General features: G+C 67.9%; 10 protein-coding genes. 4 read left to right on the forward strand and 6 right to left on the reverse strand.

Features of this window, described 5'->3' with window-relative positions:
* Nucleotides 1-7: 7 nt before the first annotated feature.
* Both ACIG87_RS04995 and ACIG87_RS05000 read right to left on the reverse strand, forming a co-directional pair.
* A complete protein-coding gene (locus ACIG87_RS04995; protein WP_396848322.1) occupies nt 8-2,587 on the reverse strand; it encodes a serine protease in 2,580 nt (859 codons plus the stop codon).
* Nucleotides 2,584-2,865 carry a CU044_2847 family protein gene (locus tag ACIG87_RS05000; protein WP_396848732.1) on the reverse strand — a complete coding sequence of 94 codons (282 nt, stop codon included), beginning with the start codon at nt 2,863-2,865 and terminating at the stop codon, nt 2,584-2,586. The genes ACIG87_RS04995 and ACIG87_RS05000 overlap by 4 nt, the downstream gene beginning before the upstream one ends.
* 533 nt (nt 2,866-3,398) lie before the next feature.
* Between ACIG87_RS05000 and ACIG87_RS05005 the strand changes: the two genes are divergently transcribed.
* Nucleotides 3,399-6,461 (forward strand): DUF3427 domain-containing protein, encoded by a 3,063-nt coding sequence (locus ACIG87_RS05005; protein WP_396848324.1) that lies wholly within the window; start codon nt 3,399-3,401, stop codon nt 6,459-6,461.
* 14 nt (nt 6,462-6,475) lie between these two features.
* Here ACIG87_RS05005 and ACIG87_RS05010 read toward each other — a convergent pair whose 3' ends face one another.
* Nucleotides 6,476-7,477: a hypothetical protein gene (locus ACIG87_RS05010; RefSeq protein WP_396848326.1), complete on the reverse strand. Its 1,002-nt coding sequence runs from the start codon at nt 7,475-7,477 to the stop codon at nt 6,476-6,478.
* Nucleotides 7,478-7,733: 256 nt separating this feature from the next.
* Between ACIG87_RS05010 and ACIG87_RS05015 the strand changes: the two genes are divergently transcribed.
* Genes ACIG87_RS05015 through tmk form a run of 3 tightly spaced genes read left to right on the forward strand, consistent with a single transcriptional unit; the run spans nt 7,734 to nt 10,637 of the window.
* The gene (locus tag ACIG87_RS05015) at nt 7,734-8,537 is read left to right on the forward strand and encodes a hypothetical protein (protein ID WP_396848328.1); all 804 of its coding nucleotides are present in this window, start codon (nt 7,734-7,736) and stop codon (nt 8,535-8,537) included.
* Nucleotides 8,470-9,984 carry a B12-binding domain-containing radical SAM protein gene (locus tag ACIG87_RS05020; RefSeq protein ID WP_396848330.1) on the forward strand — a complete coding sequence of 505 codons (1,515 nt, stop codon included), beginning with the start codon at nt 8,470-8,472 and terminating at the stop codon, nt 9,982-9,984. The genes ACIG87_RS05015 and ACIG87_RS05020 overlap by 68 nt, the downstream gene beginning before the upstream one ends.
* Nucleotides 9,981-10,637 (forward strand): dTMP kinase, encoded by a 657-nt coding sequence (tmk, locus tag ACIG87_RS05025; RefSeq protein ID WP_396848332.1) that lies wholly within the window; start codon nt 9,981-9,983, stop codon nt 10,635-10,637. The genes ACIG87_RS05020 and tmk overlap by 4 nt, the downstream gene beginning before the upstream one ends.
* Here the strand turns inward: tmk and ACIG87_RS05030 are convergent.
* The 3 genes from ACIG87_RS05030 to ACIG87_RS05040 form a co-directional block, all read right to left on the reverse strand.
* Complete coding sequence (locus ACIG87_RS05030; RefSeq protein WP_396848334.1) at nt 10,595-11,152, reverse strand: class IV adenylate cyclase; 558 nt, start codon at nt 11,150-11,152, stop codon at nt 10,595-10,597. The genes tmk and ACIG87_RS05030 overlap by 43 nt on opposite strands.
* Before the next feature lie 35 nt (nt 11,153-11,187).
* Complete coding sequence (locus ACIG87_RS05035) at nt 11,188-15,525, reverse strand: AAA domain-containing protein (RefSeq protein ID WP_396848336.1); 4,338 nt, start codon at nt 15,523-15,525, stop codon at nt 11,188-11,190.
* A gap of 173 nt (nt 15,526-15,698) precedes the next feature.
* Entirely contained in the window at nt 15,699-16,316 is a 618-nt protein-coding gene (locus ACIG87_RS05040; RefSeq protein WP_396848338.1) for a phosphotransferase family protein, read from the reverse strand.
* Nucleotides 16,317-16,935 lie beyond the last annotated feature (619 nt).

Genomic DNA, 16,935 nt, shown 5'->3' on the forward strand with positions numbered 1-16,935 from the left:
ATTTCACTCAGTTACCTTCAGAAATCCTGGGGAGCCGCAGCTCAAGCCGATCAGCAAGGTCAGCCATAGGATCTTGGGCTATGCCCAGACCTCGCAACATGCTCGAAAGGCCAAGTATGCCAAGAATTGCTCCGTCCTCTTGGGCCGCTTCAGCAAGCTTCACTACTAACCATTCATATCTCTCCAGATCACCTGCAGTCGACGCAAAAAGACTACCTATCGATGCATGACCAGCGGGGTCCAACATTAGTTGAGCAAGCAGACCACCAACTCTAATTCCGCGGCCCTCTAACCCAATGAGCCACTCAACATTACGCCCGGAACCTATCATCGCCACCGCAGCGTACTGTGCGCACATATTGGTTGGATAATCTCGAACCCAAAACTCCACCGCGTTCTCGAAGCTATTTCTCGACCTATCGGACGCGATGAAGGCCCGGAAGGCTTGAAGAATAAGGTCTGGAACTTTCTGGTGAGTCTTCTCTGCGTCCGCCACGCGCTGCAAACGTCGGAGCACGATTGGGCGAAGGCTGCTAATGTACTCCCGCCGGGCCACCTCAATCACTACCGGCTGAAGTTCTACCCGCTCAGCCCAGTCATACAGCAAACGATCACATTGTCGACGAAAATGAGGATCCGATATCAAGCTAGAAAGAACCGCAGCTAGCACAGCATCATCGGACTGCCTTCGCGCCACCCGCTTCAACTCATTCTTGACAAAATCAATATCTTGGCCATGCTTGATAAGACCGGAAATCCAGCTAGCCGCATCTGGGAACTCGCTGCTATCTGAAATCTCTGCTTGCAGCAGCCAGTCAACTACTGCCTCTCGGAGAGATTTGTAATTGTCCCAGACGTAACGAACTACGGCGGTGGCCATCGCCGGCCGAGCCATCACTGCGATTTCACCGTATGCGATTTTCGCACCGATGGTCCTGAGTCGCCCTCTTACACCGGGACCCGCAAGAACATCATACAAAGACCTCTTTCCAGAGCTTTCTACCCTACCAGCAAGCATGCTCGACAAGCGCTGCGCATCTTCCTCAAGCAGCGCAATTCGCGACTTTCCCTTGAACGACAGAGCCAGGAGGAGGCAGCGATCCGCAGCAGACAGGTTCTGCTGTGGAGAATCAGCAGCCTTTTCCCCGCCAGGGGCAGAATGAGAATTCGATGAATCAGTAAAGGCGAGGTCTAAAACTCCTACATAGCTATCCAACGACTGGGCGATACGAGCAACCAGGGTGCCTATTTCGGCAGAGTCTCCACTCCAGCCCTCGGCAAGGTTCTCGATTTCCGCAGCTCCCACTGCCGCCTGGACTGCATTCATTCCGTCCAGATGGCGGGCAACATCTTCAGATTTCGCTACGGAGACGAGTTGCGGAGCTTGGACGCCAAGGTGGCGTAACACCAGGGTACGAGGGTCAGGTGGATCGACCAAGCGGACCACATGAACGTGGGAAAACTCTGCCAAACTTAGACCACGCAATAGCGACTCTCGTATTGTTAATACAAGCCTCGACTGAAGGCCATTCAGCAATTCGGCAGTCTTTTCTAGATCACGCATAAATGCAGTCGAAGGCAAATCATGATCGGGATCTTTTAAGTCAAGCAGATAAGCGCAGTGAGGTTTCGAAGGAATCGCACTCGCAGTCGGTGAGTCCCAGTCGCCGGGTTCTAGTTGGACGATGCTGGTTTGGTCAGGAGTAATGCGAGCGAGAAGGCAGCTCGCGAAGGTTGTAGCACCAACTCCCGGAGACGCCTTTACGACTATTATCTGGCCAGCAGAAAATGCGGAGGTTGCGTCCTCCCATGCATCCCTCCATGCTTCGGGCAGGAAGAACCTTTCGTCGCTCGTAAGCGAAGTCCTATCTAGCTCGGAAACGGTTAAGGCGGAAACCCCAGTCGGCACAGCAGGCGCGGGAAACTGTTGCAGCGGCACAGGCACGCCTGGAGGAATAAGAGGTAGCAGAGATTCAACTCTACTGATCCAAACCCGGCCGTGCGACCATCCATCTACACTGTTGTACCGACCGCTCAGAACACCGATCACTGCATCATCCACGCCACGGATGACCGGGCAACCACTCATACCTTGGGCAGTTCCTGGGGCGTCGCCGGAAGCGATCTGGAAACCATCGCCCTGCCGCTCGACTCCATTCCATCTACCTCTTGCCGACAATCGCATGTATTCGGCGTCAAAGTAGGACTCACGCAACGTACCAAACCCGACCATCTGAAACTCATCGCCCGGCTGCGGTATGTCAGATCTCATCAAATGGCTGATACTGCCCGAGAGCGCATTCTCCGCCTTCAACACCGCAAGATCTGCCCGCTTGTCGACAGCAAATATTTCAGCAGGAAAATGAAGAGAATCCGGACCATCAAGCGACGAAAAGGACACAACCCGCCCGACCTCCAACTCTAGGTCGAGATCGATAGCCAGAGCCTGCTGGAGCACATGGAATGCAGTAACAAGAACGCCGGGATGAACCTGGAAGCAGGTACCGACACTCACGCCATCTTGGTTAAGGATGCGACCTAGGAATGCATCGGATCCGGTCGAGATGAAATCGCCACCAGTCTTCACTCAACTACATCCTTGACATCGACCGAATCTTGCGCTTCGAACTCAACCCGTGCTGCACTTCCATAGATGACCTTCACGGATATATTTCCCTCAGCAGAGGCACTACCCAAGACGATCTTGCCTTGCGCAGAGAACTTCACCCCAAACTGCAATTCGAGCTGGTCCGGCTTCCCCGCCTGATCAGCCACTTGCTTTGCAATTCGAGCAGCCACTACGGCAAACTTTCCAATCACCTCCTCAGCCTCAGGCAGCATGGACCTAAATCTATCGCCAGGCATCCTACGAGCAGTCGGCTGAGTACCGGGGTCAATAGGCACCTCTATTTCAATCTCTATGCCGTCAATCTCGGCAGGAATACGCGTTACCGCCAAGCTAAACACCTCACACAATCTTGTTTATTCGAAAGACCAGAAGCACAGGCAGGGAATCTGAAACGGGTCGCGTTTCTTTTTTCGCGCGCCCCTTCAGGCCACGACTCAACTAGCAGGGCAGCCAATCGCGTCTAGCTATGCCTCCCACCTTCTCAACATGGGCACTCTCAGACATTACCGTCAGTAGCTCACCACTGGGACCCCCACCCCGACTCCTGGAGGTTTCAGCTCCGACTTCCAGGGGGAGCGCCTTCCCGCACCTTCCCCATCTCTCCACCTGAGATCATCAGGGGTTATTGCTGCTCATTGAGGCGGGGAGCCTACCTTGATGGCATGAAGGCAAGAGATCTTTGGATCTTCCGAAGAAGGGCGAGGAAATTGTCTGTCAAAGACCCGACAGACGTTCAAAGCGATCGCGGCATCTCACTACGGTGGCCCATGTGGCTGATCTTGAACGGGGCATCTACGAGCATCTGATCACCCGCCAGCTCGCCACCCGGCTCCACCACCTCGACCCGGTCCACGTCCAGCATCGTCCTTTGGACCCCGCCGACTCCCACCAGACCCTGACCCGGCACCTCATTGCCCTCATCAGTCGCGCCCTCCAGGCCGTCCCTGGCGGCGACGACAAGCTGCACCGCCAGGTCGACCTCGCCAACCGGATCGCGCAGGCCATCACCGATCTCGATCCGGACGCGGCCAGCACCGACGACCAGATCGCCGACGCCCGCAACCTCCTGCACGCCATCGCCGCCCCACCCACACCCCCGGCGCAACCGGCATTCCCGCAGCGCCCCACCACCCCGCTCTCCACCGGCGCGCTGCTGGTCAACGGCAGGCACCAGCCCCGCATCGGCCACGAGGTCAACCACGAGATGACCTCGGCGGGCAGCGTCGACCTGCTCTGCGCGTTCATCAAGTGGTACGGCCTGCGCGTCGTCGAACCGGCCATCCGTGAGCTGATCCAGCGCGGCGGCAAGCTACGCGTCATCACCACCACCTACCTGGGCGCGACCGACCAGCGCGCCCTCGACCGGCTCGTCGAACTCGGGGCCGAGGTCAAGGTCTCCTACGAGACCAGGACCACCCGGCTACACGCCAAGGCGTGGCTGTTCCGCCGCCACAACGGCATGACCACCGCGTACGTCGGATCGAGCAACCTGTCGAGGACCGCGCTTGTCGACGGGGTGGAGTGGAACGTCCGGATCTCGAACGTCGAGCAGCCGCACGTCATCGACACGTTCACCGCCACCTTCGAGGACTACTGGAACGACCCGGCGTTCGAGGCGTACGACCCCGGCCGGGACGCCGAGCGGTTGCGGCGGGCGTTGAGCGGCGAACGCCGCACCGACGCGCCGACGCAGATCGCCAACCTGGATGTGCGGCCGTACCCGTACCAGGCGGAGATCCTGGCCGACCTGGACGCGGAGCGGCAGGTGCACGGCCGGCACCGCAACCTGGTGGTGATGGCGACCGGCACCGGCAAGACGATCGTCGCCGCCCTGGACTACCGACGCCTACGCAGGAGCGGAAGCGTCGACTCGCTGCTGTTCGTCGCACACCAGGAACAGATCCTGCGGCAGAGCATGTCGACGTTCCGGCAGGTCCTGGGGGACGGCAGCTTCGGCGAGACGCTGGTGGGCGGCCAGGTGCCGACGAGTTGGACGCACGTCTTCGCCTCCATCCAGTCGCTACAGCGGCGGGAGATCGACCCGCAGGCGTACGACATGGTGATCGTCGACGAGTTCCATCACGCGGAAGCGCCGACGTACGCCCGGTTGTTGGAACGGCTTTCGCCGCGCGTACTGCTGGGGCTGACGGCGACGCCCGACCGGGCCGACGGCGGCGACGTGCGGCGGTGGTTCGACGGGCGCGCGGCCGTGGAGCTGCACCTGTGGGAGGCGCTGGAGCGGCAACTGCTCGCACCGTTCCAGTACTTCGGGGTGCACGACGACACGGACCTGTCGCACCTGCGGTGGCGGCGCGGCCAGGGGTACGACCTGGCCGACCTCGACGGCGTCTACACCGGTGACGACGCGCGGGCGCGGATCATCCTCAGGGCCGTCCGGGACACCGTGGACGCCGGCCGGATGCGGGCGCTCGGGTTCTGCGTGGGCATCGGGCACGCCGAGTTCATGGCCGACTGGTTCACCCGGCACGGCGTACCGTCGGCGGCGGTCACCTCGCGGGCGGACCGCGCGGCCCGCGACGGGCTGCTGCGGGAGTTCAAGGCCGGGAAGCTGCGGGTGCTGTTCACGGTCGACCTGTTCAACGAGGGTGTCGACCTGCCGATGGTCGACACGATCCTGATGCTGCGGCCCACCGAGAGCGCCACCGTCTTCCTCCAGCAGCTCGGCCGTGGCCTGCGCCTCGACGACGACAAGCCGTGCCTGACGGTGCTCGACTTCATCGGCGGGCAGCACGCCAACTTCCGGTTCGACCTGCGGTGGCGGGCACTGACCGGGGTCAGCCGTCGGGCCGTCACGGCGGCCGTCGAGCAGGACTTCCCGTCGCTGCCCAGCGGCTGCCACGTCCAACTCGACCGGGTCGCCAAGGAGATCGTGCTCGGCAACCTGCGCACGGCGCTACCCACCTCGAAGAAGGGCCTGGTGGCCGAGCTACGGCAGCTCGGCGACGTCAGCCTCGCCGAGTTCCTGCGGGAGACCGGCCTTGAGGTGGCCGACGTGTACCGGTCGGCGTCGGTCGGCGGGTGGACCGGACTGCGGCGGCTCGCCGGCCTGGACACCTCGACCCCCGGCGCGGACGACCGGGAGTTGGGCCGGGCCATCGGCCGGATGCTGCACCTGGACGACGTCGACCGGCTCGACCTGCTGGCCCGGGTCGCCGCCGGTGACCCACCGCCGGACGGGCGGCTGTGGAACATGTTGCACTTCGACCTGTGGGGGCCGCAGGCTCCACTGACCTCGCGGGACGACCGGTTGGCCCGGCTCTGGGCGACGCCGGCCCGCTGCGCCGAGCTGCGCCAGGTCGCCGAGGTGCTGCGGGACCGCATCCACCGGGTCACCGCCCCCGTCGGCGCGCTGCGGGTGCACGCCCGGTACAGCCGCAACGAGGCGTGCGCGGCGTTCGGCATGCCCAACCCCGGGTCGCTGCGGGAGGGGGTGAAGTGGCTGGAATCCGAGCAGGTGGACCTGTTCTTCGTCACCCTGGTCAAGTCGGAGCAGCACTACTCCCCCACCACCATGTACGCCGACCGGGCCATCACCGAGCGGCTGTTCCAATGGGAGTCCCAGAGCACCACCTCGGCCGGCTCGGTGACCGGGCAGCGCTACGTCAACCATGCGCGGCGCGGGTCGAGCGTGCACCTGTTCGTGCGGGAGACCCGGGTGCCGGATCGGGACCTCGGTGCGCCGGCCTACCTCTATGCCGGGCCGATGACGTACCGGGAGCACACCGGGGACCGGCCGATGCGGATCGTGTGGGAGCTGGCGACCCCACTGCCGGCCGACCTGTACGCGGCGGCCCGCACCATCGCCGCATGAGCAGCCCACAGGTGTCAGGCTCTGAGCGAGCGTGCCCGCTCAGCTGAGGCGCTGCCCGGCGGCAGGGGCGCTGCCCTCCCCGCCGCTGGCGCGACGAGGTCCCACGGCAGGTCCGGCGCACAGCAGCACCGGGCGTTCGCCGTCGGCCGTGGGCGCGCCGCCAACGGCCGGTGGAACGCCACCGTCAACCCGGCGAGCGCCACCGTCACCGCCGCGAACCCGACCGCCAGCGCCGGCGACGCGTCCGGGTCGCCGTCGACCAGCATCACCACGGCCATCGCGGTCACCGAAGCGCCCAGGCAGGTCAGCCAGGTGAGCAACGGGTACGCCATCCGCTGCGCCCACGCCGCCCGGCGCAGCACGCCCAGGCCGACGACCACGGCAGCCGGGACGACGACACCCAGGTCCATCAGCTTGACCAGCCAGAACGGGGTGGGGCTGGCGGCGTACTCCACCATGGAGTTCGGGTCGGTCCACGCCGTCACCATGGCCGGCAGGTGCAGCCCGAACAGCAGGAACGCCGCCGCGCCGAGAAGTGTCACACCGGCGGCACGGGCGAGCCGACGCGACGGGGCGGGCGGATGCGGCGGCAACGCTCGCCAGGCGAGCACCAGCGTCGCCCCGGCGAGCAGGAAGACGGCCAGCAGCAGCGGGAAGAACCGCTCCACGTTTCCCGGCAGCCGCAGGTACTCCTGACCGATCACGACCTGGGCGTAGGTGTAGAGGGCGAAGCCGGCGACACCGGCGGCCAGCGGCGGCGCGACCGGATGCCGGCGGCGGGCGAGCGCGGCGGCGGCCACGGCCAGCGGTGCCACCACCAGCAGCGCGGCGGCGTCGCTGCCGACCAGCTGGTGCAGGGTGGTCGGGGAGGTGCGGTAGCGCATCAGGCCCGCCCCGACCGGACCGAGCAGCGAACTGGTCGCCATCGCGACGGCCAGCGCGGTGAGCACGACGGCAAGCGGCCGGTACGGGTCGACGGCCCGTGCCGCCGGGCGGGTGGTGAGCTGCGTGGCCATGGTGCGCCTCCCCGCGGATCGGTCTCCCCTCAGCGTGCTCCGCCGCAGGGAGGGACCGGCAGGGAGTGAGGTCACCATCTGGGGGACCTTCGGTCTGGACGACGGAACTTGAACGGCGTCGACGTTCGGCTACGCGACGGACGTCCACCTCGACGGAAGGACTCGAAGGGGTCAGCTCGGCGAGCCGGGCAGCTACCTAGGGGCAACGATGAAACAATCGCCGGGTCGGTCACAAACGATCATGCCGGAGGGCGTCGTGAGCTTCGACTTTCTCATGACCGACCATCCGGCCTGGCATTCGGAGGGCTTTCGCAGGTCACGCATACTGACCCTCGACGCAGGCGCTGCCTGGATCATCGAGGTCCGAGGCCAGCAGGTGACCACGACCCACGTGTACGGCGAACAGACACCGCCTCCCCTGGACGTCTTCTCGCTCCCGGCGGTGCCCCGTCCGCAAGCGGAACCGATCCTCGCTTCGTTGGCCGGGATGGGATCAGTGGCCCGCCTTCGCAACCCCAGCCTGTGGGAAGCACTCGCGACGGCGATCATCCGGCAGGTGATCCGCGCGGGACAGGCCCGCAGACTCTACCGGGACTTCTGCCGTCGCTTCGGAGACGTGATCGCACTATCCGTTGAGACGGACCTTCACACTTTCCCATCCGCCGAACGTGTACTAACCCTGAGCGATGACGACTTCACCGAGAGTGGCATGTCGTTCAAACGCAGACCACTTCGGCACGCCGCCACCGCATTCCTCACCCACGGGCCGTCCTGGGTGGAGCTATCACCGTCGGTCCTGGTCAAGGAACTCCAGACCGTGTCTGGCATCGGCCCGTGGAGCGCCGGCGCCGCGGTGGCCGACTGGAGCAACGACTGGGCTCTCTACCCCTACGCTGACCTGGCTGTCCGCACCTGGGCGCGACACGCGAATCCCCACCACCCCTGGGCCGCTGACGAGCCGACCTTCGGCCGGCAATGGCGGCGGGTGACCGGTGACCACCTGGCCACGTACACCCTCCTCACCCTCGCCTACGGCACCCAACAGGCCGGAGCTGTCTGACCATCCCATCCTCGGCGTCATCCCCGGCACACCGATCGATCTTCTGCTGGTCAACGCCCCGCTGCGGGATTACACGCTCCGTCCCCGGGTCAACGACTTCACGTTGCCGGTGCTCGGGATGGGCTACCTCGCGACATACGCCGCAGCACAGGGTTTCACCGTCGGCGTGCTCGACGGCGAATCCCTCGGTCTTGGCATCGGCCGCATTCAGGCGATCGTCAATGAAGTCGCACCTCGTTGGGTGGGTTTCAATCTGCTGGCACCGACCTACCACCTGAGTGCGCGCATCGCCGCCGGACTCGATCCGGCGATCCAGATCATGGTTGGCGGGCATCAGGCGAAGGCGATGCCGCAGGCCGTGATCGAAGACCCCCGGTTCGCCCGGCTGGAAGCGCTGGTCGTCGGCGAAGGGGAAACCCGGGTGGCGGAACTCCTAGAAGATCACCACCACCGGGTGCGGTTGCCAGGGGTGATGTGGCGGGATCCCGTGCTGGGTACGCCGGTCACGGGCGGCATTCCGGGGACGGCGTGGCACCTGGCTCCCGACATCAACGCCCTACCGTTCGTCGACCGCCGGTTCTTCGCCGCCGACCCCTACCGGTCGGAAGGTGGACCGCTTGAGGCGGCCATGGTGGGCGCTCGTGGCTGCCCGTACGACTGTTCGTTCTGCGGGGCGGCCGTCAGCGCCAACCCCGACGTCACCATCCGCACCCGGGAGCCGGCCAACATCATCGCCGAGATGGACGAGCTACATGCCCGTTACGGCGTGACAGCGTTCCGATTCGTCGACGACCTCTTCCTCGGCCACGAACGCTTCATCCGGCGATGCATGGCGGCATTCTCCGAGGTGGGCGTTGGCGGCCGGTACGTCTGGGACGCCACTGGACGCATCAACATCCTCGCCCGCGTCGACGACGCCCTGCTGGAGACGCTTGCCAGCAACGGCTGTCGTGAGGTGGCCCTTGGCATCGAGTCCGGTAGTGAGCGCCTGCTGGGCCATATCGGCAAGCGGATCAGACCGGACCTGACGCGGGAGGTGGTCCGCCGCCTCACTCGCCTGGGTATCAGCGTGAAGGGCTACTTCATCCTCGGCCTACCCACCGAGACGTACCACGAACTGGAAGCGACCGTCCGGCACGTCCACGAACTCTGGGACCTCACTGACAACATGCCTGGGGGATTCCGCGCGAGTGTCTTCGAATTCCGGCCTTATCCGGGCACGCCCGAGTGGCACCGGCTGATGGCGACCGGCCAGTACGACCCGGCCGATCTTCTCGACTACACGGCAGTGGACCTGACCGACGACGGACTGGATGAGGCGATGCGCGCCCGCGACGAGTTCAACTTTTCGGTCAACCTTCAGTTCGGGGAGGTCGAGTTGTCCCATGTCCGACGCCGACTGGTCGAGTTGGCCCGTATCCAACATGACCGGTCGTCGACACGATGACCGGCCGATTCATCGTTCTGGATGGTCCGAGCGGCGTCGGCAAGACGACCGCTGCCGCGTTGCTCGCCAGTCTCGTGGCCGCCGACGGATGGGAGGTCCACCAGACCAAGGAACCGAGCCACACCAGGTTGGGTGAGACGGCGCGGCACGGCACGGACGACTACCGTGGTCTGACGCTCGCCTGCCTGGTGGCCGCCGACCGCTACCACCATCTGGAGACCGAGATCCGGCCCGCGCTTGCCGCCGGGAAAGTCGTCGTCTGTGATCGCTACCTGGCAACCTCGCTGGTGTTGCAACGACTCGACGGTGTGGAAGGCGACTTCATCTGGGCACTCAACCAGTACGTCGATCGTCCGGACCTGACCATCATCCTCACCGGCGATCCGGCCCGTTCCAGAGCCAGGGCCGCCGCTCGCGGCATCCACAGCCGGTTCCATCGAGGTGGTCCGGAGGCGGGGCGACAGGAACGTGAACGCTACGACCAGGCGGCGGTGGAGTTGACGAGGGCGGGTTTCTCCGTCCACCGGCACGAAGTCGGCGAGCAGAACCCCGAAGAGGTGGCGGCCGCACTGCTGCAACAAGTCAGGCGGCTGCTCGCCACGAACGGCACTCAGCTACCGACCGGCAACGCCGAACGCAGCAGCGAATCGTAGGTCTCGGTGCTGCGCGCCAGCTCCACGCCGAGAGCGCGGGCGAACCGGTCCAGTTCCTGCTGGACCTCGGTCGCCGACCGGTCGCCACCCACCATCACCTCGATCTCGAAGAACGCGCCGAGGCCGTCGACCTCGTCGAGGCAGAGCAGCATGTCGTCGAGACGGGCCGTCCGCCGGTTCTTCACGATCCGGGTGGTCGGGTAGAACCCCATCGCGAGGATCGCCGCGTGCATCGGCTCCCGGTCCAGGACTTCCGTCTCGTGTTCCGCGCAGGCCAGCTCGTTCTCCAGGGGCCGTTTCACGCAGAAGGTGTGCCGGCCGTTCTCGGTACGCAGCCGGGCGAACGCCGCGCCCGCCTTGCTCTGCCCGTAGGTCCAGCCGTTGGCCGCGTACGCCTGGTCGTCCTGACGGATCGGCGCGGAGAAGACGGCGCCCCGGGCGGCCAGGGCTCGGATCAGCGCCGACGGCTCGACCACCCGGTACTTGACCTCGATCTCCCGCAGGGCGGTGGCCATCGCATCTCCATGATCCGGATCGGTCTCGTACCGGGTCACTCAATCACAGCGTCGACCCGCTGGACGGCCGACACCCTGGCCGGCCCCTCCCGGTCAGGGGACGCCCCGATGCCCAGCTCCTCGATGCGCTGCCACAGTGGTGCCAGCGCCGCCTCCGGGTCGCGGCTGAACACGCTCCCCCGGATCCGGACGAAGACGCAGTTGCCGACCCGTTCCAGCACCGCCTGCCGGCGCATGTCGCTCTCCCACTGCTCCGGCCCGTGGTACGCGTCGCCGTCGCACTCGATGGCGAGCCGCCGGCCGTCCGGGGCGGGCAGCACGAAGTCGATCCGGTACGAGCCGATCCGGAACTGCGGCAGCGGCCGGTGACCCCGACGTAGCATCCGCCGCAGCACCTCCCGTTCGAAGTCGCTGTCGCAGCGCTGCTCCAGGTCGTCGTACGCCTCCTCGGCGGTGTTGACGTTCTGGCAGTAGCGCAGCAGCAGCCCCCGCGCGTCGTCGGGGCGCAGGTCGTCGGGCTGCACGGAGTGGAACACCCAGAGCTGGTCACGGGCCCGGGAGGCGGCGACGTTGACCCGGCGGTGGTGGTCACGCTTGGTGAAGGCGGAAACGACCCCGTTGTGCGGGGAGACGACCGTGGACACCAGCACGACGTCGCGTTCGTCGCCCTGGAAGGTGTACGGGTCGCCGACGCGCAGCCGGCGACGCTCCATCTCCTCCTCGCCGACCTCCTCCCGCAACCGGGCCAGCAGGTAGAGCGCCTGTCCGCTGGTGCTGAGCAGGCTGACCACGCCGATGCTGCGTCCGGCGTAGGCGGGGTCGGCGACGATCGCGGCGACCCGGGCGACGAGGGCTTCGGCCTCGGCGACGTTGACGTTGCCGTACGCGGGCAGGTCCTGGCGGATGCCCTCGGGCACGTGCACGGCGACGACCGGGTCGCCGATGCCGGCGGGCCGGTCGGTGCGCAGCGGTTCGATCTCGCCGCCGTAGTAGGTGTCGCTGGAGAAACCGATGATCGCCGGTACGGACCGGAAGTGCTCGGTGAGCAGGATCCGCTCGGGCGACCGGCGGACCGCGTGGTCGTAGAGGCTGCTCTCCGGGTCGAAATGCTCGGCCGACGGCACGTCGACCAGGTGTGAGTTGACCAGACCGGTGACGCTGCCGACGAAGGAGAGCTGCGGCCCGATCTGCTGGTCGTCGCCGACGACGACGGCCCGTTCGGCGAGGCTGAGGATCGGCAGCGCGAACAGGTCGGCCTGGGACGCCTCGTCGACGATGACCACGTCGAACTGCGCCCCACCGGCGAACTGTTCGATGGCCCGGTCGACGGACATCACCCACACCGGTACGGCGTCCACGGCGGCAGCCATCGCCTTCTGGGCGTGGGCCTGCCACTGGGCGGCGTTCTTGCCGGTCCCCTTGCCGATCTTGCGGAGCGCGGTGGTCCAGTCGGCGAGGGCGGCCCGCCGCCGGTCGTCCAGCGCCAGCGACACCTCCAGCCAGGCGGAGGCGACCACCAGGTCCTTGGTGAGCTGCCGGATGCGTTCCCGGGTGCGGTCGACGCGCCGGCCCAGGGCGACCGGGTCGACGCTGCCGACGACCTGGTCGAACCAGGTCTGCGCGCGTCGCCACCGCCAGCGGTCGAGGCACTGGGCGCCGGTGCCGTGCAGGGCGACGGCGGAGCCGGCCTCGATCTGCGCGGTCCAGTCGGGGGCGGCGGGTCGCAGCCGGTCGGTGAGGTGGGCGAGGCGTCGCGCCTCGGGGCGCAGGGCGGCGAGCCGGCGCACCTCGTCGAGGATGCCGTCCCAGCCGTCGAGGTCGCCCTGGTAGGTCTGGTCGAGCAGCCGCCACAGGTCGCTGGCGTCGGCACCGGACATGCCGTGCTGGAGCAGCGCGTCGAGCCGGTGTTCCTCGGCGACCAGCTCGTCGTGGACGAACACCGCCGTGCCCCGGTCGAGCAGGGCGACCAGCGCGGTCAGCCGGCGTACGTCGATGGTGTGTTCGGCGCGCGGCAGCAACCGGCGGACGGTGCGCAGCAGGGTGGGCCAGCGTCGCCGGTCCCAGTCCAGCGCGGTGGCGGCGGCGGTGAGCAACTGGCCGGTCCAGTACTCCGGATCGTCGCCCACCTCGGGCGGCAGGCCGAGCGGCGCCCGCCACTCCGCCCACCGGGTGGCCAGCGCCTGGCGCAGCCGACGGCGGGTGACGTACGCGACGACGATGTCGACGTCGTCGGCGCTGCGCAACACCTCACCGTCGATCCGGCAGTCGGTGACGATCCGGGCCAGGGTGCCCTGGAAGAGCTTGTTGACGCCCTTGCCGGCGGCGAACCGCTGCCGCAGCTCGTCGAGCAGGGCCAGCAGCCGGCGCGGTTCGGTCAGGTGGGCGTCGGCGACGGTGACCTCGTGCCCCGCGATGACCCGGGCAGCGGCGGCCAGGTCGGCCAGCGCCTGCTGGCTGGCGGTGACGTGGTCCTCCCACCGGATCCGCCAGTTGGCGTCGGCCTGCAGCAACGCGCCGAGCCGGTCGGTCCACGCCCCCTCCCGCTCGGTGAGCAGGGTCAGCGCCTCCCGGAGCTGCCCACCCAGCTCCTCCAGGGCGGGCTGCCCGAAGGCGCGTACCTCGGCCACCAGCACCCCGGCGTCGGCGAGCCGGTCCAGTTCGCGCCGGGTCGTGGCCAGCTCGCGGCGGTCGGCCCGGACCGCCTCGGCGGTGGGCAGGTCGGCCGCCGTCGGCAGCTCACGCAGCGCCTGGACCCGATCCTGCCGGCCGGTACGCCGGGCGATGTCGAGCAGGTCGCTGAACTCCTCGACGCTCAGCGGGGCGTCGAGGTCGGGGGCGAGCGGATCGGGGATGTCACCGTACCGGTCGGCCCGTTCCCGCAGCCAGGTGCCGACGTCACCGGGGGACAACCGGATGCCGTCGATCTCGTACCGGGCGGATTCGTTCTCCGCCAGGGCGCGCAGGCCGCCCAGGGCGAGCCCCAGGTCCCGCTCGGCCTCCTCCAGTTGCCGGCGCAGCCGGTCGACCTTCTGCTGCTCGGCGCGGCGGTCCAGGGTGGCGCCCCGGTCGGAGAGCTCCCGGGCGGCGAGCTGCAACTGCACGAGCTGGTCGGTGGAGCGGCCGAGCACCGCCAGGCACAACGGCTGGATCTCCTGCGGCAGGCCGTCGCGCAGGACCCGCAGCGGGTCCTCCTTCTGGGCGACGACGAGCACCCGCTTGCCGTGCGCCATCAGGTGACAGATCAGGTTGCGGATGGTGTGCGTCTTGCCGGTGCCCGGCGGCCCCTGCACGGCCACGTTGCGGTGCTGGGCCAGCCGGCGGGCGATGGACTCCTGCGCCTCGTTGGTGGGCAGCGGCATGAGCAGCCGCTCGCCCAGCGGCTGCCACCGCTGCGGCTGGTCCTGCGGCATCTCCAGGCGGCTCGGTTCGTGGGCGAGGATGGCGGCCAGCGCGCCGATGCCGGTGGTGTCGCCGGCCAGCAGCCGGGCCCGCAGCTCCTCCAGGAAGCGGCGCAGCATCCGCTGCCGGGGCCGGACGAACAGCACCCCGGTGTCGTGCACGTACGGGCCGGTGGGGGCGGGTGCTCCGGCGTCGCGCAGCACCGGGTCGTGGCCGAGTCGGCGCAGCGCCCGCTCGAAGAACTCCCGCCGGTCGAATTCGGACCAGACGTCCAGGTCGAGTTGCCCGCCGACGCCGGCCAGGGCCAGCAGTTGCCGCAGGTAGCGCTCGTCGAGGCCGGTCAGCGGATCGGTCTGCAACCGGGCCGGCCCCTGCGGCGCGACCCGGACGACCGACCGGTCCGCGTCGAACTCGACGGCGACCGGGGTCACCACCAGCGGGTACTGCACCCGCTGGCCGTCGACCTCGGTGCGCAGGACGCCGTGGCCCCAGACCAGTTCGTGACTGGCGGCGGTCATGTCGACCCGGTGCATCAGGTCGAACAGGGCGCGGTGCAGCTGGCGTACCCGGTCGGTGCGGGCGGCCTGCTCGGCCCAGGGCCGCCAGTGCAGTTCGCGCCACTGGTCGAAGCGGGGTCGCAGCCGTTCGACCGTCTCCTGGTCGCCGGCCAGTTGCGGCTCGGCCGGGTAGGACGGGGTGCCGGCGAGGTGGGGAACGAACTCCACCGGGGTCTTGAGTCGCCGGGGAGCCGCCGGCAACCCGACCTGTAGCCAGCTGATCCCGTCGGCCGAGACGCCGACGTGGCAGTCGGGGTGGTCGGGCAGGTCGTGCTGCCAGAACGCTTCCGCGGTGGGCACCGCGCGGGCCGGTTTCTCCAGCTGGGCGCGCACGGCCATCAGGTAGTCGACCAGCGAGGTGGTGCGCTTCAGGATCAGCGCGGGCGATTCAGTGACGGACGTGGCGCGGGAGAGCATGCGGCACCTTTGCTGGCTGTGGCAGTCCCCGCGCACCCTACCGGCGATCTCCTCCGGAATGGACCTCCGGTCGGCGATCCCGCACCCGGTTCCACTGTGTCGACGGCCCGGACACGGGAGGTGCCGAGGACGGCAACAACGTCGAGGCGGTCTGCCACCGGCCGCAGTGACGGTCAGCCGGTCTCGGCCGCCGCCTTCGCCAGGTTGTTCGGCACGTCCTTCTGGTGGTAGATCCGTTCGCTCGGTTCGATCCCGGCGAGGAACATCGCGTACACCGCCGCCAGTCGCAGCCAGGCCACCGGCCGCAGCAGGGCCACCGCCCGCTCCGGCCGGCAGCCGGGCACGCCGGCCCGCCAGCGCGCACACCACTGTGCGACCAGGGCGTCGGCGGTTTCGGTGGGAACCCGCTCGGTGAGCCGGAGGATGTCGAAGGCCGGGTGCCCGACGAACGAGTCCCCCCAGTCGATGATGGTGTGCCGCTGCCCGTCGGCGCGGATGTTGCCGGGGTGCAGGTCGCCGTGCACGAGGGTGTCCGGCAGCCCGCAGCCGGCCACCTCGTCGAGTCGTGCCTCCAGGCCGGCGAGCTGCCCGTCGGCGTGGTGCGGGGCGAGCATCGACCTGGTCCACCGGGCCAGGGCCGGGCCGCGCAGGTCCGGCACCCCGGCGGCGACCAACCGGTCGACGGCCGGCACCGTGGCCACCTGGATGGTGTGGTGCACGACGGCGGCGGCGGCGCGTTCGGCGGCGTCGGCGTCGTAGCAGTCCTCCCCCGGCACGTGGTCGATCAGCATCCGCCCGTCGTCGCCGGCCGGCGAGCAGCGTCGGCGTGGCCGGATCGTCGCGCAGGTGCCGCAGCACCACCGCCTCGTGCCGGAAGAACACCGGCACCTGCTTGAGCCAGGCGGTGCCGTGCGGCCCGTCGATCCGCCAGATCGCCGACAGGTTACAGGTGCGCTGCTGCGTCATTTGCGCAGCCGGTCGGCCCAGCCGGTCGAGCTGCTCACCGGCCCAGGCCAGGCTCGCCGCCGGCCCGCCCGGCTGCGCGTAGGGCGCGCGCAGCGGATGCGCCGCCGGCTCCACCGCCCGCGCCGGCAGCAGCGGTACGCCCACCGGGCCGGCCACCTCCGCCAGGTAACCGACCTCGCCCCCGGACGGCCCGCCACGCTGCCCGGGGAGCAACCGCAGCACCGTCACCTCGACGCCGTACGCCTCGCGTGCCCCGGCGACGACCGCCGTCGTGTCCTGCCACCAGGGCACCGGCACGTCGAAGCGGGGCAGTGCGCCCAGGGTCCGGCCGGCGGCGTCGACCAGGATGAGGTTCACGGTGCGGGACGTGTCCGGGAGGGTAACGACGCCCGGTCCGTGTCCACGAGACGGATACCCGTGCGGCCCGTCGGGTGGTGGCCCCGC

The organism is Micromonospora sp. NPDC051925 (assembly GCF_044548625.1).
GTDB lineage: Bacteria > Actinomycetota > Actinomycetes > Mycobacteriales > Micromonosporaceae > Micromonospora.